The following is a 19265-nucleotide window of genomic DNA, read 5'->3' as shown; positions in this document are numbered from 1 at the left end:
GTGAGGTGACCGGCCCCCCGCCCCGGGGTACTTTCGCTGGCATGGCAGGCACCACGCACACCGTGACCAACCAGCCCCCGCCCCTGACCGGCTACGACGTCTACGGCGCCGACCGCGCCCTCAAGGAGGCCGTCGAACGGCACCTCGACCCGGAACTGCTCGACGAGGTCCACGGCGAGCTGGGCGCGCTCGGCCGGGCCTGCGGCTCGGCGCAGGTGCAGGAGTGGGGCCTGCAGGCCAACGAGAACCCGCCCCGGCTGCGCACCCACGACCGCCACGGCCACCGGATCGACGAGGTCGAGTTCCATCCGGCCTGGCACCGCGTGCTCGGCAAGGGCGTCTCCGCGGGCCTGACCGCGGCCTGGGCCCGCCCCGGCGGACACGTACGGCGAGCGGCGGCCTTCCTGCTGTGGACGCAGGTCGACGCCGGCAACTGCTGCCCGCTGTCGATGACCCACGCCGCCGTCCCCGTCCTGCGCATCGACCCGGACCTCGCCGCCGAGTGGGAGCCGCGGCTGACGTCCATGGTCTACGACCGCGAGCTGCGGCCCGCCCACCTGAAGGCGGGGGCGCTGTTCGGGATGGGGATGACGGAGAAGCAGGGCGGCAGCGACGTCCGGGCGAACACGACGTCCGCCCGGGCCCTGCCCGACGGGGAGACCTTCGAGCTCACCGGTCACAAGTGGTTCTGCTCGGCCCCCATGTCGGACGGCTTCCTGGTCCTCGCCCAGGCCCCGGGCGGGCTCACCTGCTTCCTCGTCCCCCGCGTCCTGGAGGACGGCACCCGCAACACGTTCCTCCTCCAGCGCCTCAAGGACAAGCTCGGCAACCGCTCCAACGCCTCCGCCGAGGTCGAGTTCGACCGCACCTGGGCCCGCCGCGTCGGCGACGAGGGGCGCGGGGTCCGCACCATCATCGAGATGGTCGCGGCGACCCGGCTGGACTGCGTCCTCGGCTCGGCCGGGCTGATGCGCCAGGCCGTCGCCCAGGCGATCCACCACTGCACCCACCGCGAGGCCTTCGGCGGCAAGCTCGTCGACAAGCCGCTGATGCGCAACGTGCTCGCCGACCTCGCCCTGGAGTCCGAGGCTGCGACCGCCCTCGGCCTGCGCCTGGCGGCCGCCTACGACCGGGGCGACGAGCAGGAACGGGCCTTCCTCAGGATCGCGGTGCCGGCGGCCAAGTACTGGGTCACCAAACGCTGCACGCCGCTGACGGTGGAGGCCGCCGAGTGCCTGGGCGGCAACGGCTACGTGGAGGAGTCGGGCCTGCCCCGCCTGGTCCGCGAGTCGCCGTTGAACTCCGTCTGGGAGGGCGCGGGCAACATCCAGGCCCTCGACGTCCTGAGAGTTCTGCAACGGGAGCCGCAGGCCCTGAACGCCTACCTCCTGGAGATCGGCCGCACCCGGGGCGCCGACCACCGGCTGGACGCGGCGACGAAGAACCTGCTGACCGAACTGGCCGACCTGGAGGGCATCGAGGGCCGGGCCCGCCACCTGACGGAACGGCTCGCACTGGTCTTGCAGGGCTCCCTGCTCGTCCGGTACGCGCCCGCGGAGGTGGCCGACGCCTTCTGCGCGTCCCGGCTGGGCACCGACCGCGGCACGGCCTTCGGCACGCTGCCCACGGGCCTGGACCTGGCCGCGGTGGTGGAGCGGGCCCGCCCCGTCGGCTGACCTTCCGCACCCGCGGGGACAGGAGAACGGGGGTGGTGCTGCGCCGACACGGCACCACCCCCGTTACGGCCCTCAGAGGCCGGAAGACGCCGCTGCGAGACGGCGTTCGCCCAAGTTTCAATCAAGCCGGACCCCACCACCAGGGTTGCAGGGGGTTGCAACTTCCTGGCGACTGTGGGTGGACCGCGTGCCGCAGCGAGTGACGACCGGCACTATGAGACGGACAGTCAACGGACCCGGGACCGGGAGGACCAGTGCCGCTCTCGCCGACGCATGCGACCCAGCTAGCCACCATGGACACGGCACGTGCGGCCCGGGTACTGAACGACATCCGCTCCGCCACCCTGTCGGGCCGACGCGCCCCCCTCGCCCCGCGCCCCGTGATCAAGGAGTCCTGGAGCCGGATGCTGCGCGGCGGCGTCGACCCGGACCACGACTTCCGGTCAGGTCTGCTGTCCCCCGAGGAGGTGCAGCGGCGCCGGGAGGGCACCCAGCTCAGGCATGTCCTGCCGGTGCTCAGGGAGGGGCTGCTCTCGGTCGCCGACGTCGCCCACCACATCATGGTCGTCGCCGACGAGGACGGCCGTGTGCTGTGGCGGGAGGGCAGCTCCCCCGTGCTGCGCAAGGCCGACGGCACCGGCTTCGAACTCGGCGCCGACTGGCGGGAGAACGTCGTCGGAACGAACGGCATCGGCACCCCCGTGGTGGTGCGCCGCCCCGTCCAGGTCTTCGCCTCCGAGCACTTCGTGCGCTCCCAGACCTCGTGGACCTGCACCGGCGCCCCCATCAAGGACCCGCGCGACGGCCGGCTGATCGGCGTGGTCGACGTCAGCGGCCCCCTGGACACCATGCATCCGGCGACGCTCGCCTGGGTCGACTCGGTGGCCAAGCTCGCCGAGGCACGGCTGCGCGAGATGCATCTGGCCTCGCTGGAGCGGCTGCGGGCGGTGGCGGCGCCGGTGCTCGCGCGGCTCACCGGCCGGGCCCTGGTGGTGGACCGGGACGGCTGGACGGCGGCGGTGACCGGAATGCCGTACCAGAACCGGATCGCGCTGCCCAAGTCGCCGTCGCCGGGCCGCCGGTGGCTGCCGGCGCTCGGCCTGTGCGTCCTGGAACCGCTGGCGGGCGGCTGGTTGGTGCGCGCCGGCGACGAGCCGGAGCCGCAGGGCGCCACCCGGATCGTGCTGGACCTCGCGCAGCCGCGCCGCTGGACGGTGACGGTGTCGGGCGGGGCGGGCACGTGGAGTCACGAACTGAGCCCTCGGCACGCCGAGTTGCTCTACCTGCTGGCCCTGCGTCCCGCGGGCCGCAGCGCGGCGGGCCTGGCGGAGGACATGTTCGGCGATCCGGGCCGCACGGTGACCGTGCGTGCGGAGATGTCCCGGGTACGGCGCTATCTCGGGGCGTTCCTGGAACACCGGCCGTATCGTTTCTGCGAGGCCGCCGAGGTCGAGGTCCTGCTGCCGGGCGACCCCGTCGACCTGCTGCCGCACTCGACGGCCCCGGCCGTGCTCGCGGCCCGCGCCGCCACCGAGACCGGGTGAAAACCCTCGCTCATGGTGCATCTTCCGCATAATTGCAGCATCTTCGTCCCCAGGCGTGCCGTACTGCCGTAGCATCCTCTACGGGCCACCCCACCTGCTCCTCGGTCAACGTACGGATCAACAGGCGCAGTTGGCCCGCCTCGGGAGGACGGTATGAAGCAACGTGGCAGACACCGCAGGCGCAAGCGGGGCCAAGCGCTGCGCGCGTTCCTGGCCGGGACCGCCCTCGCACTGACCGCCGCCGCCACCATGATCAGCGCCTCGCAGGCCACGGTCGCCGCCAATCCCGGGACGCTGAAGCCGCTCACCTCGAAAGCCGAGACCGCCCCGCTGCGCCTCGAGGAGACCCAGGTCCCGCCGAGCGCCCTCGATCGGCTCTCCGCCGAGATGGGACGCCCGGTCGGCGTCTCCGCCGTCCTCGACTCCGCCGACCGGCCCCTGCGCGACGCGGTCGACTGCACGGCCGGTGAGCGCGCGGCCCTGCCCGTCGAGCCCACGGCCACCGCCGCCTACTGCTGGGACGCCGCCGACACCCGCTCCTGGCGGCCCGGAGCCGTCACCACCTCCGGGGACGCCGACGACGACGGCCTGTGGGGCACCAACCGCGTGATCCTCTCCGCCTGGAGCCGCACCGGCACCGCGGCGGACGACGGCGGCCTGGCCCGGGTCGCCTTCGTCGACGCCAACGACCTGAACCGACTCACCTACTCCTGGGTCCTGCTCGCCGTCCCGGTCGACGGCGGACACGACTTCCGCGGCCTGGTCTCCCAGGTCTCGGGGATGGTCTGGTACCAGAACAAACTCCTGGTCACCGCGAGCGGCGACGGCGGGGACGCCCTGTACGTCTACGACATGAACCGCGTCCAGCGGGCCACCGTCGACAGCCGCGCGGTGGGCCGGGTCCGCGGCGGCTGGTCGGCGCACGGCGCCCAGTGGGTCCTGCCCGCCGTCGGCTCCTACCGACTGACCGACGAGAAGGGCGCCGCCCGCCCCGACTACCTCTCCCTGGACCGCAGCACCGCTCCGGACAGCCTGGTCGCGAGCGAGTGGGTCTCGGGGGACGGCGACACCGGCGCCCGCATGTGGCGCTACGACTTCAGCGGCGACCCCGGCCGGGCCGGGCTGCTGGCGACCGACACCGGGGGCCACGCGCGCGTGGCCGAGGCCTACGCCACCAAGGCCGCCGGCTCCGGCCCCGTCCTGTCGCACGACTCCCAGTGGTACCTGGGCCGGGCGGCCGGGACGGACGGCGACCACGGCACCCTGTGGCGCCAGAACACCTCGAACCCCGCGAAGGCCACTCGCTGCGGCACGGACGAGACCCGGAGCTGCTGGAGCGGGGAGTCGGAGTCCCTGTCGTACTGGGAGCAGACGGGCGACGTGTGGTCCCAGTCGGGCCGGGCGCTGTTCGCGCTGCCGCTGGCCTCGATCGACAGATCTCTGGGGTAGATGGTTCCCTGGCCTCCATGCCGAACATCCCCGTGACCACCTGGTCCCTGGAACAGACCGCCCCCACCGACCTCCTCCCGGCCGAACCCCCGGAGGGTGACGTCCGCATCCACCGGGCGGAGATCCCCTCCCCCGAGTTCAGCCGTTTCCTCTACGCGTCCGTGGGCGGCGACATCCGCTGGACCGACCGGCTCTCCTGGACGTACGCGCGGTGGCGGGAGCACCTGGAGCGGCCGGGCGTGGAGACCTGGGTGGCCTACGACCACGGCACGCCCGCCGGATACGTCGAGCTGGAGCCCCAGGACGACGGGGTCGTGGAGATCGTCTACTTCGGCCTGCTCCCGGCCTTCCGCGGCCGGCGGATCGGCGGCCACCTCCTGTCCTACGGCACCGCCCGCGCCTGGGACCTCGCGGACCGCTGGCCGGGACTGACGGACACCAAGCGGGTCTGGCTGCACACGTGCAGCAAGGACGGCGAGCACGCGATGGCCAACTACCAGCGCCGTGGCTTCCAGCTCTTCGACACCAAGGTGGAGGAGGAGGCGGAGGTGCCCGCCCCTGGTCCCTGGCCCGGGGCGTACCCGGCCTGACCTGCGGGAACAAGAGATCCCGCGATCTTTGTGACCAACGACACCCTTATCTCGCCTGTCGAGACAAGGGTGTCCACATGGTGGATAATGCTGGACTGTGTCCAGATCGCCGTGACACGCTTCCGTCATGTCTGGAACTGGAATTGCCTTGGTGAGTCGGCGGCACGTCGACCTCGGCCGCATGTCCAGCGCCATCTGTCCGGTGCGCTGACGAGCCGCAGCGTCACCCGGCACATCTTCTCGAACGCCTCCCCGCGCAATGACGCGCATGCCCTCCCGTGCGCCCGTACGCGCAGGTAAGAGCCGCTTTCCGCCTGTCCCGAAGGACGTAGAACCATGGCCGCCACCCCGCAGAACCCTGCTGCCGCAGCGCCCCGCCGCAAGGTGAGCCGTCACCGCGGAGAGGGTCAGTGGGCCGCGGGGCACCACACCCCGCTGAACGGCAACGAGCAGTTCAAGAAGGACGACGACGGTCTCAATGTGCGGACACGCATTGAGACGATCTACTCGAAGCGCGGCTTCGACTCGATCGACCCCAACGACCTGCGCGGCCGCATGCGCTGGTGGGGCCTCTACACCCAGCGCAAGCCCGGCATCGACGGCGGCAAGACCGCGATCCTGGAGCCGGAGGAGCTGGACGACAAGTACTTCATGCTGCGGGTGCGGATCGACGGCGGACGCCTCACCACCCAGCAGCTGCGCGTGATCGGCGAGATCTCCGAGGAGTTCGCACGCGGCAGCGCCGACATCACCGACCGGCAGAACATCCAGCTCCACTGGATCCGCATCGAGGACGTCCCGGAGATCTGGAACCGCCTGGAGGCGGTCGGCCTCTCCACCACCGAGGCCTGCGGCGACTGCCCGCGCGTCGTCATCGGCTCGCCGGTCGCCGGCATCGCCGAGGACGAGATCATCGACGGCTCCTGGGCGATCGAGGAGATCCACGAGCGGTACATCGGCAGCAAGGAGTTCTCCAACCTGCCCCGCAAGTTCAAGACGGCGATCTCCGGCTCCCCGCTGCTCGACGTGGTCCACGAGATCAACGACATCGCCTTCGTCGGTGTCGAGCACCCCGAGCACGGCCCCGGCTTCGACCTGTGGGTGGGCGGCGGCCTGTCCACCAACCCGAAGCTCGGTGTGCGGCTCGGTGCCTGGGTGCCGCTGGCGGAGGTGCCCGAGGTGTGGGCCGGCGTGGTCGGCATCTTCCGCGACTGGGGCTACCGCCGGCTGCGCAACCGCGCCCGGCTGAAGTTCCTCGTCGCCGACTGGGGCCCGGAGAAGTTCCGCCAGGTCCTGGAGGACGACTACCTGAAGCGCAAGCTGATCGACGGTCCCGCGCCCGCCGAGCCCTCGGGCCGCTGGCGCGACCACGTCGGCGTGCACCGCCAGAAGGACGGCCTGTTCTACGTCGGTTTCGCCCCGCGCGTCGGCCGTGTCGACGGCACCACGCTGACGAAGATCGCCGAGGTGGCGGAGGCGCACGGCTCGGGCCGGGTCCGGACCACCGTCGAACAGAAGATGATCATCCTCGACGTCGAGGAGGCGCAGGTCCAGCCGCTGGTCGAGGCCCTGGAGGCGCTGGACCTGACGGCCAAGCCCTCTCCCTTCCGGCGCGGCACCATGGCCTGCACCGGCATCGAGTACTGCAAGCTCGCCATCGTCGAGACCAAGGCGCGCGGCTCGCAGCTGATCGACGAACTCGAGCGCCGCATCCCCGACTTCGACGAGCCGCTCACCATCAACCTCAACGGCTGCCCGAACGCCTGCGCCCGTATCCAGGTGGCGGACATCGGTCTCAAGGGCCAGCTGGTCCTCAACGACCGGGGCGAGCAGGTCGAGGGCTACCAGGTGCACCTGGGCGGCGCGCTCGGCCTGGAGGCCGGGTTCGGCCGCAAGGTGCGCGGCCTGAAGGTGACCTCCGAGGAACTGCCCGACTACGTCGAGCGGGTCCTGAAGCGGTACCGGGCCGAGCGCGAGGAGGGCGAGCGCTTCGCCGCCTGGGCCTCGCGCGCCTCCGAGGAGGCCCTCTCATGAGCGAGCGGGCCGCCCCGTTCTACTGCCCCTACTGCGGCGACGAGGACCTCCGTCCCAGCGAGCAGAGCCACGGCTCCTGGGAATGCGCGGCGTGCAACCGCGCATTCCAGTTGAAGTTCCTCGGGCTCCTCGCCCGGGGTCTTCAGCCCACCGACGCAGGGGGAGACCGGATATGACCGCGATTCAGGAAGAGCGCACGACCGACGATCTCAAGGCGCTCGCCGAGCAGGCGGGCCGCGATCTGGAGGACGCCTCCGCGCTGGAGATCCTCCAGTGGGCCGTGGACACGTTCGGCAAGCGGTTCTGCGTGACCTCGTCGATGGAGGACGCGGTGGTCGCCCACCTCGCGTCCCGCGTGATGAAGGGCGTGGACGTCGTCTTCCTCGACACCGGCTACCACTTCGAGGAGACCATCGGCACCCGGGACGCGGTCGAGGCCGTGATGGACGTCAACGTCATCACGCTGACCCCGCGTCAGACGGTCGCCGAGCAGGACGCCGAGTACGGCCCGAAGCTGCACGACCGCAACCCCGACCTGTGCTGCAGGCTCCGCAAGGTCGAGCTGCTGGAGCGGGGCCTGAAGGACTACCTCGCCTGGGCGACCGGGCTGCGCCGCGACGAGTCCCCGACCCGGGCGAACACCCCGGTCGTCGGCTGGGACGAGAAGCGGCGGAAGGTCAAGGTCTCCCCCATCGCCCGCTGGACCCAGGACGACGTGGACGCGTACGTCCAGGAGCACGGCGTGCTCACGAACCCCCTGCTGATGGACGGCTACGCGTCCGTCGGCTGCGCCCCCTGCACCCGCCGGGTCCTGGAGGGCGAGGACGCGCGCGCCGGCCGCTGGGCCGGCCGCGCGAAGACCGAGTGCGGGCTGCACGGATGACGACATCTACCGAGGAGTTGCACGTGACGACCGGAGCCACCGTCTGGCTCACGGGTCTGCCGAGTGCCGGCAAGACCACCATCGCGTACGAGCTGGCCGGCCGGCTGCGCGAGGAGGGCCATCTCGTCGAGGTGCTCGACGGCGACGAGATCCGCGAGTTCATCTCCGCGGGCCTCGGCTTCAGCCGCGAGGACCGGCACACCAACGTGCAGCGCATCGGCTTCCTGGCCGAACTGCTCGCCCGCAACGGCGTCAAGGTGCTGGTCCCGGTCATCGCGCCGTACGCCGACAGCCGTGACGCGGTGCGCAAGCGGCACCAGGAGAGCGGCGCCGCGTACCTGGAGATCCATGTGGCGACCCCGGTCGAGGTGTGCTCCGTACGCGATGTGAAGGGCCTGTACGCCAAGCAGGCGGCCGGTGAGCTCTCCGGACTGACCGGGGTCGACGACCCGTACGAGGAGCCCGAGTCGCCCGATCTGCGGATCGAGTCGCAGCACCAGACCGTCCAGGAGTCCGCGGCCGCGGTCCACGCGCTGCTCACCGAGAGGGGACTGGCATGACGACGACCGTCGCCAAGGTGGAGGAGGGCACGGAGGCCCCGTACGCCCTCTCGCACCTGGACGCGCTGGAGTCCGAGGCGGTGCACATCTTCCGTGAGGTGGCGGGTGAGTTCGAGCGGCCGGTGATCCTGTTCTCCGGTGGCAAGGACTCGATCGTCATGCTGCATCTGGCGTTGAAGGCGTTCGCGCCCGCGGCGGTTCCGTTCTCGCTGCTGCACGTGGACACCGGGCACAACTTCCCCGAGGTGCTGGAGTACCGGGACCGGGTGGTCGCGCGGCACGGCCTGCGCCTGCATGTGGCCTCGGTGCAGGACTACATCGACCGCGGTGTGCTCAAGGAGCGTGCGGACGGGACCCGCAATCCGCTCCAGACGCTGCCGCTGACGGAGAAGATCCAGGCGGAGAAGTTCGACGCGGTCTTCGGCGGCGGGCGCCGGGACGAGGAGAAGGCCCGGGCCAAGGAGCGGGTGTTCTCGCTGCGCGACGAGTTCTCCCAGTGGGACCCGCGCCGCCAGCGCCCCGAGCTGTGGAACCTCTACAACGGCCGGCACGCCCCCGGTGAGCATGTGCGCGTCTTCCCGCTGTCCAACTGGACGGAGCTGGATGTGTGGCAGTACATCGCCCGTGAGGGGATCGAGCTGCCGGAGATCTACTTCGCGCACGAGCGGGAGGTGTTCTCGCGCGACGGCATGTGGCTGACGGCCGGTGAGTGGGGCGGGCCCAGGGACGGCGAGAGCGTCGAGAAGCGGCGGGTGCGCTACCGCACGGTCGGTGACATGTCCTGCACGGGTGCGGTCGACTCCGACGCCGACAGCATCGAGAAGGTCATCGCGGAGATCGCCGCCTCCCGGCTCACCGAGCGGGGTGCCACCCGCGCCGACGACAAGATGTCCGAGGCCGCGATGGAAGACCGCAAGCGCGAGGGGTACTTCTAGAGATGAGCACGACCACTTCCGAGGTGCTCTCGGAGACGACGCTGCTGCGGTTCGCGACCGCCGGTTCGGTCGACGACGGCAAGTCCACGCTGGTGGGCCGGCTGCTGCACGACTCCAAGTCGATCCTGACCGATCAGCTGGAGGCGGTCGAGCGTGCCTCGGCCTCGCGCGGCCAGGAGGCCCCCGACCTGGCGCTGCTCACCGACGGTCTGCGCGCCGAGCGTGAGCAGGGCATCACCATCGACGTGGCCTACCGCTACTTCGCGACCCCCAGGCGCCGGTTCATCCTCGCCGACACGCCCGGTCATGTGCAGTACACCCGCAACATGGTGACGGGTGCCTCCACGGCCGAGCTGACGGTGATCCTGATCGACGCCCGCAACGGTGTCGTGGAGCAGACCCGCCGGCACGCGGCGCTGGCGGCGCTGCTGCGGGTGCCGCACGTGGTGCTCGCGGTCAACAAGATGGACCTGGTCGAGTACCAGGAGTCCGTGTTCGCGGCGATCGCCGAGGAGTTCACGGCGTACGCGACGGAGCTGGGCGTCCCGGAGGTCACCGCGATCCCGATCTCGGCGCTGGCCGGGGACAACGTCGTGGAGCCGTCGGCGAACATGGACTGGTACGGCGGCCCGACCGTCCTGGAGCACCTGGAGACGGTCCCGGTCACCCACGACCTGTCGCACTGCCACGCCCGGCTGCCGGTTCAGTACGTGATCCGGCCGCAGACCGCCGAGCACCCCGACTACCGGGGCTACGCCGGTCAGATCGCCGCGGGTTCCTTCCGGGTCGGTGAGCAGGTCACGGTGCTGCCCTCGGGCCGCTCCTCGAAGATCGCCGGGATCGACCTGCTCGGTGAGCCGGTCCAGGTGGCGTGGACGACGCAGTCGGTGACGATCCTGCTGGAGGACGACATCGACATCTCGCGCGGTGACCTGCTGGTGCCCAGCAAGGACGCCCCGCCGACCACCCAGGACATCGAGGCGACCGTCTGCCACGTGGCCGACGACCCGCTGACCGTGGGCCACCGGGTGCTGCTCAAGCACGGCACCCGCACGGTCAAGGCGATCGTCAAGGACATCCCGTCCCGGCTCACCCTGGACGACCTGTCCCTGCACCCGCACCCGGGACAGCTCGTCGCCAACGACATCGGCCGGGTCAAGATCCGTACCGCCGAGCCGCTGCCGGTCGACTCCTACTCGGACTCCCGGCGCACCGGTTCGTTCATCCTCATCGACCCGAACGACGGCACCACACTCACCGCGGGCATGGTCGGCGAGTCGTTCGCGTCCCCGGAGCCGGTCAAGGACGAGTCCGAGGACGACGGGTGGGACTTCTGACATGAACCCCACCGACTACTGGTCCACGTTCGCGAAGGAGGGCGGCCGCGTAGGCAGCGGCGCGCTCGGCAGCGGGCAGGGCGGAGTGGCGCGATGTGTGCGCTGACGTACGCGCACCGCTTGCGCGCCCCGTCCCCCCACAGCCGTAGACGCAGACCTGCCGACCTCCCGGCCACGACCTGAGAGACCGTGACCGCCGGGCCTCCGAGAGGAACACCTCCCGTGCCTGCTTCATCCGCTCTTCGCCGCTCCTTCGCGGTCATCGCCGCGCTCCCGCTCCTCACCCTCGCCGCGTGCGGCTACGGCTCCGAGTCGAAGGACACCGACACCGCCAAGGTCGCCGCCGGTGCCAAGAAGATCGACGGGCTCGACTCCGTCAAGATCGGCTACTTCGGCAACCTGACCCACGGCACCGCGCTCGTCGGGGTGAACAAGGGCTTCTTCCAGAAGGAGCTCGGGGCCACCAAGGCCTCGTACGCGACCTTCAACGCCGGTCCGTCCGAGATCGAGGCGCTCAACTCCAAGTCGATCGACATCGGCTGGATCGGCCCGTCCCCGGCGATCAACGGCTACGTCAAGTCGGGCGGCAAGAGCCTGAAGATCATCGGCGGTTCGGCGTCCGGCGGTGTGAAGCTGGTCGTCAACCCCGACAAGATCAAGTCCCTGAAGGACGTCAAGGGCAAGAAGATCGCGACGCCGCAGCTCGGCAACACCCAGGACGTGGCGTTCCTCAACTGGATCGCCGAGCAGGGCTGGAAGGTCGACGCGCAGAGCGGCAAGGGTGACGTCACCGTCGTCCGCACCGACAACAAGATCACGCCGGACGCCTACAAGTCCGGTTCCATCGACGGTGCCTGGGTGCCGGAGCCGACCGCGTCCAAGCTGGTCGCCGAGGGCGCGAAGGTGCTGCTCGACGAGTCGTCGCTGTGGCCGGACAAGAAGTTCGTGATCACGAACATCATCGTGCGGCAGGACTTCCTCAAGGAGCACCCGAAGGCGGTCGAGGCCGTCCTGAAGGCGTCGGTGGAAGCGAACAAGTGGATCAACGCCAACCCGGACGCGGCGAAGGCGGCGGCGAACAAGCAGCTGGAGGCGGACTCCGGCAAGGCGCTCAAGCCCGAGGTCCTGGACCCGGCGTGGAAGTCGATCCAGTTCACCAACGACCCGCTGGCCGCCACGCTCGACACCGAGGCGGAGCACGCGGTCAAGGCCGGTCTGCTGGAGAAGCCCGACCTGAACGGGATCTACGACCTCACGATCCTCAACAAGGTCCTCAAGGCCGAGGGCGAGTCCACGGTCGACGCCGCCGGTCTCGGCACCAGCTGACCCCGTCCCGATGAGTTCCCAGGAGGTGACGACCATGGCCACGACCACGACGCTCGCCCAGGCCGACGAGACGGTCGAGTACGCCGCGCGTCTCGACCACGTCTCGAAGTCCTTCGCGGGACCGGGCGGACAGCAGCTCGTCCTGGACGACGTCAGCATCGATGTCGCGCCGGGTGAGTTCGTCACCCTCCTGGGGGCCTCGGGCTGCGGCAAGTCCACGCTGCTCAACCTGGTCGCGGGGCTGGACCGGCCCAGCGCGGGCGCCATCACCACGGACGGCCGCCCGGCCCTGATGTTCCAGGAGCACGCCCTCTTCCCGTGGCTGACCGCCGGCAAGAACATCGAACTCGCCCTGAAGCTCAGGGGAGTTCCCAAGCCCGACCGGCGCGGCAAGGCCGAGGAACTGCTCGAACTGGTCCGGCTCAAGGGCGCGTACGGCAAGCGGGTGCACGAGCTGTCGGGCGGTATGCGCCAGCGGGTGGCCCTGGCCCGCGCGCTCGCCCAGGAGAGCAGCCTGCTGCTGATGGACGAGCCGTTCGCGGCCCTCGACGCCATCACACGCGACGTGCTGCACGACGAGATCACCCGGATCTGGACGGAGACGGGGGTCTCCGTCCTGTTCGTCACGCACAACGTACGGGAGGCGGTACGGCTCGCGCAGCGCGTGATCCTGCTGTCCTCCCGCCCCGGCCGGATCGCGCGCGAGTGGACGGTCGACATTCCGCAGCCGCGCCGCATCGAGGACGCGCCCGTGGCCGAACTGGCCCGTGAGATCACCGAAGAACTGCGTGGGGAGATCCGCCGCCATGGCCAGCACTGAGACGACACCGGCCCAGGACGCCGGGAGCGTGGAGGCGGGCCTCGACGCGCTGGAGACCCAGGCCACCGGCCGCCCGCCGCTCCGGGAGACCCTGGTCAGCAAGATCCTTCCGCCGGTCATCGCGCTCGCGGTGGTCCTCGTGGTGTGGACCCTGCTCTACCCGGTCGTGGACGACCCGTCCAAGCTGCCCTCGCCGTCGGCGGTGGCTGCCACCTTCAAGGACGCCTGGCTGGCGGGCGATCTGCTCGGCTACATCTGGACCAGCGTCTCGCGCGGTCTGCTCGGCTTCTTCTTCGCCCTGCTCATCGGCACCCCGCTGGGTCTGGTCGTGGCCCGGGTCAAGTTCGTCCGGGCGGCCATCGGACCGATCCTGTCGGGCCTCCAGTCGCTGCCGTCGGTGGCGTGGGTGCCGCCGGCCGTGATCTGGCTGGGCCTGAACAACTCCATGATGTACGCGGTGATCCTGCTCGGCGCGGTCCCCTCCATCGCCAACGGTCTGGTGTCCGGCGTCGACCAGGTGCCGCCGCTGTTCCTGCGGGCCGGCCGCACGATGGGGGCGACCGGCGTCAAGGGCATCTGGCACGTCACCCTGCCGGCCTCGCTGCCCGGCTATGTGGCGGGCCTGAAGCAGGGCTGGGCGTTCTCCTGGCGGTCGCTGATGGCCGCGGAGATCATCGCCCAGTTCCCCGACCTGGGCGTGGGGCTCGGCCAGTTGCTGGAGAACGGCCGCACCAACAGCGACATGGCCATGGTGTTCGAGGCGATCCTGCTCATCCTGTTCGTCGGCATCGCGATCGACCTGCTGATCTTCAGCCCGCTGGAGCGGTGGGTGCTGCGCAGCCGCGGTCTGCTGGTGAAGGGCTGAGTTCCGTGAAGCCCGTCCTCCTGGTCATCGCGCACGGCAGCCGCGACCCGCGGCACGCCGCGACGGTGCACGCCCTGGTCCGCCGGGTGCGCTCGCTGCGCCCGGACGTGCGGGTGGAGACGGGCTTCCTCGACTTCAACATCCCCTCCGTGCAGGGGGTGCTGGAGTCGCTGGCGGCGCAGGGCGTCCGGGACGTCGTGGCGCTGCCGCTGTTGCTGACGCGGGCGTTCCACGCGAAGGCGGACATCCCCGCGGTCCTCAGGGACGCTCCGCCGCGGCTGCGGATCCGGCAGGCGCAGGTGCTGGGCCCCTCCCCGCTCCTGCTGTCCGCGCTCGAACGACGGCTGTACGAGGCGGGGTTGACGCCCGCCGACAAGTCCTCGACCGGGGTCGTGCTGGCCTCGGCGGGGTCCACCGACCCGGAGGCGATCGCAGTGATCGCTGACATCGCGCGGGAGTGGCGGCACACCGGCTGGTGCGCCGTGCGGCCTGCGTTCGCCTCCGCGGCCCTGCCCCGCACCGAGGACGCGGTACGGGAACTGCGGGCCCTGGGCTGCGCGAAGGTGGCCGTGGCGCCGTACGTCCTCGCCCCCGGGTTCCTGCCCGACCGCATCGCACGCGGCGCCGCCGACGCGGACGTCCTGGCCGAGGTGCTGGGCCCCGCACCCGAGGTCGCCCGAGTGCTGCTGGAGCGCTACGACGCGGCGGCGGCGCGGGGGCTGCTGCGGCTGACCGCGAGCGCGTAGGCGTCACCCCTCGGCGGCCGCCACGGCCTCGTCGGCCAGCCGTGCCAACTCCCCCACCGGCAGCGACCCGGCCGGCCTGCGCTCGCGGGCGAAGGCGTTGGCCAGGCTCTGGAGAAGTTCGTTCAACGGCGTCGGGACGCCGTGCAGACGGCCCAGCAGGACGATCTCACCGTTGAGGTAGTCGGCCTCGATGGTGCCGGTGGCGCGGGCGAGGGACTGCCAGGAGGAGCCGCCGACCGGGACGCCGTCGAGCGGGACGGCGGTGACCTTGTCGCCGCGGGTCGTCCGCTGCTCCTCGACGCTCGCGTACGCGATCCCGGCCGCGTCGAGCACCGCCTGGCCCTCGGCCCGGACGCGACGGCGCAGGGACGTGCTGTCCGCTCCCCCGTCGTCGGGGCCGCTCAGGGCCATCACGGCGTTGCCGAGATTGGTCAGCAGCTTGGCGTACTGCCAGCGCGTCACGTCCGCCACGACGGGCGCCTCGAACCTGGACCTCTCCAGGTCGGCGGCGATCCGGTGCAGGATCCCGTCGGTGCCGTGCGGGTAGCGGCCGAGGTGCAGCATCCCGGTGAGCGGGGCGCAGGCGGCGCTGACGACACCGGGTTCCACGAACGTGGCCGGCAGCCAGACGCAGACGCCGTGGACGTGCCGGAAGCGGCGCAGGGCCATGCGCTGGCCCTCCACGCCGTTCTGCGCGCACAGCAGCGGCAGCCGCTCGGCCGCCGTGCCGCCGCCCTCGACCGGGGCCGGGCCCCAGGCGTCGAGGGCGCCTTCGGTGTCCTGGGTCTTCACGGCGAGGACGAGCACGTCGTCGGCGCGCAGGGCGCCGAGTCCGGCCGGGCCGTCCACGACCGGGAGCCGGTGGGTGAACTCGCCCTCCGGCACGCGCAGCCGCAGTCCGCCGTCCCTGAGCGCCTCGTGGTGCGCTCCCCTGGCGACCAGGACGACCTCGTGCCCGGCCCCGGCGAGCCGCCCGCCGACGGCCCCGCCGACCGCTCCGGCCCCGATGATGACGTAACGCATGGCAGGAGCCTCGCACACCGTCATCCCGCGAACGGTGTCGCCTGGTGGAACCAGAGCAGCCAGCCGCTCGCCGTGCGCCGCCACAGCGAACTGCGGTGCGCCCGGCTGCCGTTGTGCTCGGTGTCGAAGGTGAGGTGGACGACGTCCGGCGCGAGCGGGACCCCCTTCATCCCGGACGCCGTGATCGGGCCGGCCTCCTGATCCGTGGCCCCGGCGAGGGCGGCGATGACCGACGTGCGGTCCCACTGCCGCCCGGACGCGCCGAACTCGTGGAACTCGGGGTGCAGCAGCGCGCCCACCAGCTCGGGCGAGGCGCGCACTTCGGGGTCGAGGAGCCGCAACTCGCCCTGGACGGCGGCCCGCACCGCGGGGTCCTGGTCACTCACCGGTCATCTCCACCAGCTTGACGACGGTGTTCCAGTTGCGGCTGGTGGCGATCACACCCTTGTTCAGCCGGGGCTTGGACAGGTGCTCGGCGAGCTTGGAGCGGCCGAGGCCGTCCGGGGCGTACAGGTACAGGGCCCGGTCGCCCAGGCGGAACTCCTCGGGCAGGTAGGCGGTCCGGTCGATCTCCGCGAAGCGGTCCTCGTCGACGGGGGCGGAGAAGTACGTGACGTGGAGCTGCCTGCCCTCCAACTCGGCGGCCGGAAAGGGACAGTTGTCGGCGATCGCCCTGAGATAGGCGTGATCGCGGACGATCACGTCGACCGGGAAGCCGAACCGCTTCTCGATCGCGTCCGTGAGTTCGGCGGCCAGGGAGTCCTCGTCGCCGTGGTCGGCGGTGAAGACGGCCTGCCCGCTCTGGAGGTAGCTGCGGACACCGTCGTGGCCGAGGCCTTCCATCAGCGTGCGCAGGTCGGCCATGGGGACCTTCCTGCTGCCGCCGACGTTGATTCCGCGCAGCAGCGCCGCGTACGTCGTCGTCATGGGCCCCACCCTAGGGCGGGACCCGCGCGGACCCCGATCACCGCCCCGTACGAGGTCCGTTAGATGTAAGGGTCACGGTCCTCCCCAGTACGGAGGGCGCGCGGTCCCTTGGGAGGAGCCGGTGGCCCCCGCACTTCACCGGACAGCACGACGAGACGGGTTTATCCAGCTCATACCTTCGAAACGAAAGGTGGCGGCAGGGGGCTGTCACCGCTCACGAGGGGGCAAGCCCGTCATGCGGAACGGAGACACAAGGGTGCGTGGCCTGGCCGCCAGGGCCGGCGGCTGGAGCGCACGGCACCGATGGGCTGCCGTCGGTATCTGGGTGCTGTTCGTCGTCCTGGCGATGGGACTCGGCTCGGCGGCAGGCCGGGTCGACGTCAAGGACAGCGACCAGCTCAAGGGGGAGACCCACACCGCCGCGAAGATCATCGAGGACGCCGGGATCGACGAACCCGCCGGTGAGTCGGTGCTGATCCAGGCCAGGGACTCCGGCGGCAAGGCGACCGACGCCGACTTCAGGGCGGCCGTCGCCGCGGTCGTGAAGGCGGTCGAGGGCACCGGCAAGGTCACCGACGTCACCTCGCCGTACGACACGAACACGATCTCGAAGGACGGCCGCAGCGCGCTCGTGCAGTTCGACATGCGCGGCGACGCGGACACCGCCGGTGAGCGGGTCGAGCCGGTGCTGAAGGCCGTCGAGGGGGTGCAGGAGGAGCACGGGTCGCTGCGGATCGAGGAGATCGGCGGCGCCAGCATGATGAAGACGTTCGACGACGCGTTCGGCGACGACTTCCAGAAGGCGGAGCTCTCCGCGGTGCCGGTGGCCCTCGGCATCCTGCTCATCGCCTTCGGCGCGCTGGTCGCGGCGCTGCTGCCGGTGCTGCTGGCCGTCAGCGCGATCATGGCGACGATGGGTCTGATGGGCGTCGTCAGCCATGTGATGCCGATGAGCGACACCGCCAACTCCGTGATGCTGCTGGTCGGTCTGGCCGTGGGCGTCGACTACTGCCTGTTCTACCTGCGCCGTGAGCGCGAGGAGCGGCAGGCCGGCCGGGACTCGCAGACGGCCCTGCGGATCGCCGCCGCCACCAGTGGCCGCGCGATCATCGTCTCCGGTGTCACGGTGTGCGTGGCGATGGCGGGCATGCTGTTCACCGGGCTCGCCGAGTTCGAGGCGATGGGCCTGGCCTCGCTGATGGTGGTGGCGGTCGCGATGGTCGGTTCCGTGACCGTGCTGCCCGCGCTGCTCTCGCTGCTGGGCGAGCGGGTCGAGAAGGGCAAGATCCCCTTCCTGCACCCGGAGAGCCGGCTGCGCCGCAAGCGGGGCGCCAAGCGGGAGAGCCGCTTCTGGACCACCGTGCTGAAGGGCGTGCTCGCCAAGCCCGTCGTCTCGGTCGTGGTCGCGGCCGGCGCGCTGCTGGCCGTCGCGGCTCCCGCGCTCGGCATGAAGACGCAGAACCTCACCCTGGACCAGGAGTTCGGCGACTCGCTGCCGATCGTGCAGACGTACAACCGGGTCAACGACGCCTTCCCCGGCGGCACCGAGCCGGCCGAGGTGGTCGTCAAGGCGGCCGACATCAACGCCCCCGAGGTCACCGGTGCGCTGGCCGACTTCAAGGCGAAGGCGATCTCCTCGGGCGCCTCGCGCGGCCCGGTCGAGATCAAGCTGCACGACGCGCAGAACCTGGCCTTCGTGTACGTCCCGCTGGTGGGCGGTTCCGACCTCGACAAGGCCGGTGAGAGCCTGGACAAGCTGCGCGACGAGGTCCGTCCGGCCACGCTCGGCAAGGTCGACGGCGTCGAGGCGCCGATCACCGGACAGGTCGCCGGTTCCAAGGACTTCAACGACCAGCTGGCCGGAGCGGTCGTCCCGGTGTTCGCGTTCGTCGTGGTCTTCGCCTTCGTGCTGATGCTGCTGTCGTTCCGCTCGCTGACGGTGGCGATCACGTCGATCGTGCTCAACCTGCTGTCGGTGGGCGCGGCCTACGGCATCCTCGTCGCGGTCTTCCAGCACGGCTGGGGCGCCTCGCTGGTGGGCGCGGAGGGCGTCGGCGCCATCATCACCTGGCTGCCGCTGTTCCTCTTCGTGATCCTGTTCGGCCTGTCGATGGACTACCACGTGTTCGTGGTCTCGCGGATCCGGGAGGCGCACCTGCGCGGCCGCAGCACCAAGGACGCGATCCAGCACGGGGTGGTCACCACGGCCGGTGTCGTCACCAGCGCCGCCGTCATCATGGTCGCCGTGTTCGCGATCTTCGGGACGCTGTCCATGCAGTCCATGAAGCAGATGGGCGTGGGCCTCGCGGCCGCGGTGCTCATCGACGCCACGATCATCCGGGGCGTGCTGCTCCCGGCGGTCATGGCCCTGCTGGGCGAGCGCAACTGGTACCTGCCGAAGTGGCTGCACCGGCTGCCCGACCTCACCCACGACGAGGCCCCGGACGCCGTGGCCGCGCCCGTGGCCCGGGACGACGAGGGTGAGCCGCTGAGGGTCTGACCTCCGCCGGGCGGAGCAGAACCCCCTTGTACTGAGGGCCCGTTGGTCAC

19 protein-coding genes are annotated in these 19265 nt (G+C 71.1%); 16 read left to right on the top strand and 3 right to left on the bottom strand.

Translation table 11 applies throughout. The features are described from left to right. Positions 1-41 precede the first annotated feature (41 nt). The 15 genes from ACIQJT_RS20085 to ACIQJT_RS20015 all read left to right on the top strand — a co-directional run bounded on the left by ACIQJT_RS20085 (position 42) and on the right by ACIQJT_RS20015 (position 14765). Positions 42-1676 (top strand): acyl-CoA dehydrogenase family protein, encoded by a 1635-nt coding sequence (locus tag ACIQJT_RS20085; RefSeq protein WP_402645189.1) that lies wholly within the window; start codon positions 42-44, stop codon positions 1674-1676. Between the two features lie 254 nt (positions 1677-1930). Beyond that, positions 1931-3220 (top strand): GAF domain-containing protein, encoded by a 1290-nt coding sequence (locus ACIQJT_RS20080; protein WP_402645186.1) that lies wholly within the window; start codon positions 1931-1933, stop codon positions 3218-3220. A 153-nt stretch (positions 3221-3373) separates the two neighbouring features. Then, positions 3374-4669 (top strand): hypothetical protein, encoded by a 1296-nt coding sequence (locus ACIQJT_RS20075; protein ID WP_402645184.1) that lies wholly within the window; start codon positions 3374-3376, stop codon positions 4667-4669. Positions 4670-4686: 17 nt separating this feature from the next. Continuing rightward, a complete protein-coding gene (locus ACIQJT_RS20070; RefSeq protein ID WP_365457095.1) occupies positions 4687-5259 on the top strand; it encodes a GNAT family N-acetyltransferase in 573 nt (190 codons plus the stop codon). A gap of 127 nt (positions 5260-5386) precedes the next feature. Further along, positions 5387-5470 carry a putative leader peptide gene (locus tag ACIQJT_RS20065; protein ID WP_349817346.1) on the top strand — a complete coding sequence of 28 codons (84 nt, stop codon included), beginning with the start codon at positions 5387-5389 and terminating at the stop codon, positions 5468-5470. Positions 5471-5595: 125 nt separating this feature from the next. Then, positions 5596-7293: a nitrite/sulfite reductase gene (locus ACIQJT_RS20060; protein ID WP_402645181.1), complete on the top strand. Its 1698-nt coding sequence runs from the start codon at positions 5596-5598 to the stop codon at positions 7291-7293. Next, the gene (locus ACIQJT_RS20055; RefSeq protein WP_053853126.1) at positions 7290-7469 is read left to right on the top strand and encodes a hypothetical protein; all 180 of its coding nucleotides are present in this window, start codon (positions 7290-7292) and stop codon (positions 7467-7469) included. Before ACIQJT_RS20060 ends, ACIQJT_RS20055 begins: the two co-directional genes overlap by 4 nt. Continuing rightward, a complete protein-coding gene (locus tag ACIQJT_RS20050; RefSeq protein ID WP_402645177.1) occupies positions 7466-8176 on the top strand; it encodes a phosphoadenylyl-sulfate reductase in 711 nt (236 codons plus the stop codon). Before ACIQJT_RS20055 ends, ACIQJT_RS20050 begins: the two co-directional genes overlap by 4 nt. Before the next feature lie 23 nt (positions 8177-8199). Beyond that, positions 8200-8736, top strand: a complete 537-nt coding sequence (gene cysC, locus ACIQJT_RS20045) for an adenylyl-sulfate kinase (protein ID WP_402645174.1) — start codon at positions 8200-8202, stop codon at positions 8734-8736. Continuing rightward, positions 8733-9671, top strand: a complete 939-nt coding sequence (gene cysD / locus ACIQJT_RS20040) for a sulfate adenylyltransferase subunit CysD (RefSeq protein ID WP_365457083.1) — start codon at positions 8733-8735, stop codon at positions 9669-9671. The genes cysC and cysD overlap by 4 nt, the downstream gene beginning before the upstream one ends. A 2-nt stretch (positions 9672-9673) precedes the next feature. Beyond that, complete coding sequence (locus ACIQJT_RS20035; RefSeq protein ID WP_365457080.1) at positions 9674-11008, top strand: GTP-binding protein; 1335 nt, start codon at positions 9674-9676, stop codon at positions 11006-11008. Positions 11009-11230: 222 nt separating this feature from the next. Beyond that, positions 11231-12334, top strand: a complete 1104-nt coding sequence (locus ACIQJT_RS20030; RefSeq protein WP_365457077.1) for an ABC transporter substrate-binding protein — start codon at positions 11231-11233, stop codon at positions 12332-12334. 34 nt (positions 12335-12368) lie between these two features. After that, on the top strand, positions 12369-13154 hold the full coding sequence (locus tag ACIQJT_RS20025; RefSeq protein ID WP_365457074.1) for an ABC transporter ATP-binding protein: 786 nt from the start codon (positions 12369-12371) through the stop codon (positions 13152-13154). After that, positions 13141-14019 carry an ABC transporter permease gene (locus ACIQJT_RS20020; protein WP_365457071.1) on the top strand — a complete coding sequence of 293 codons (879 nt, stop codon included), beginning with the start codon at positions 13141-13143 and terminating at the stop codon, positions 14017-14019. Before ACIQJT_RS20025 ends, ACIQJT_RS20020 begins: the two co-directional genes overlap by 14 nt. Before the next feature lie 5 nt (positions 14020-14024). After that, positions 14025-14765, top strand: coding sequence for a sirohydrochlorin chelatase (locus ACIQJT_RS20015; RefSeq protein WP_402645168.1), 741 nt, complete (start codon positions 14025-14027; stop codon positions 14763-14765). Between the two features lie 3 nt (positions 14766-14768). Here the strand turns inward: ACIQJT_RS20015 and ACIQJT_RS20010 are convergent, their stop codons facing one another. The 3 genes from ACIQJT_RS20010 to ACIQJT_RS20000 are packed head-to-tail and all read right to left on the bottom strand — an operon-like array spanning position 14769 to position 16715. After that, the gene (locus ACIQJT_RS20010; RefSeq protein WP_402645165.1) at positions 14769-15788 is read right to left on the bottom strand and encodes a ketopantoate reductase family protein; all 1020 of its coding nucleotides are present in this window, start codon (positions 15786-15788) and stop codon (positions 14769-14771) included. Between the two features lie 20 nt (positions 15789-15808). Next, positions 15809-16174: a DUF4440 domain-containing protein gene (locus tag ACIQJT_RS20005; protein ID WP_402645162.1), complete on the bottom strand. Its 366-nt coding sequence runs from the start codon at positions 16172-16174 to the stop codon at positions 15809-15811. Further along, positions 16167-16715: a DUF1697 domain-containing protein gene (locus ACIQJT_RS20000; protein WP_402645159.1), complete on the bottom strand. Its 549-nt coding sequence runs from the start codon at positions 16713-16715 to the stop codon at positions 16167-16169. Before ACIQJT_RS20000 ends, ACIQJT_RS20005 begins: the two co-directional genes overlap by 8 nt. A 235-nt stretch (positions 16716-16950) precedes the next feature. Between ACIQJT_RS20000 and ACIQJT_RS19995 the strand changes: the two genes are divergently transcribed. Further along, on the top strand, positions 16951-19215 hold the full coding sequence (locus ACIQJT_RS19995; RefSeq protein WP_402645157.1) for an MMPL family transporter: 2265 nt from the start codon (positions 16951-16953) through the stop codon (positions 19213-19215). Positions 19216-19265: the final 50 nt, after the last annotated feature.

The sequence above is a fragment of the Streptomyces sp. NPDC091972 genome (assembly GCF_044756385.1).
In the GTDB taxonomy this organism is placed as follows: Bacteria; Actinomycetota; Actinomycetes; order Streptomycetales; family Streptomycetaceae; genus Streptomyces.
Note: the sequence above shows the minus strand (reverse complement) of the source record. Positions and strands in the feature narration are given on the sequence as shown.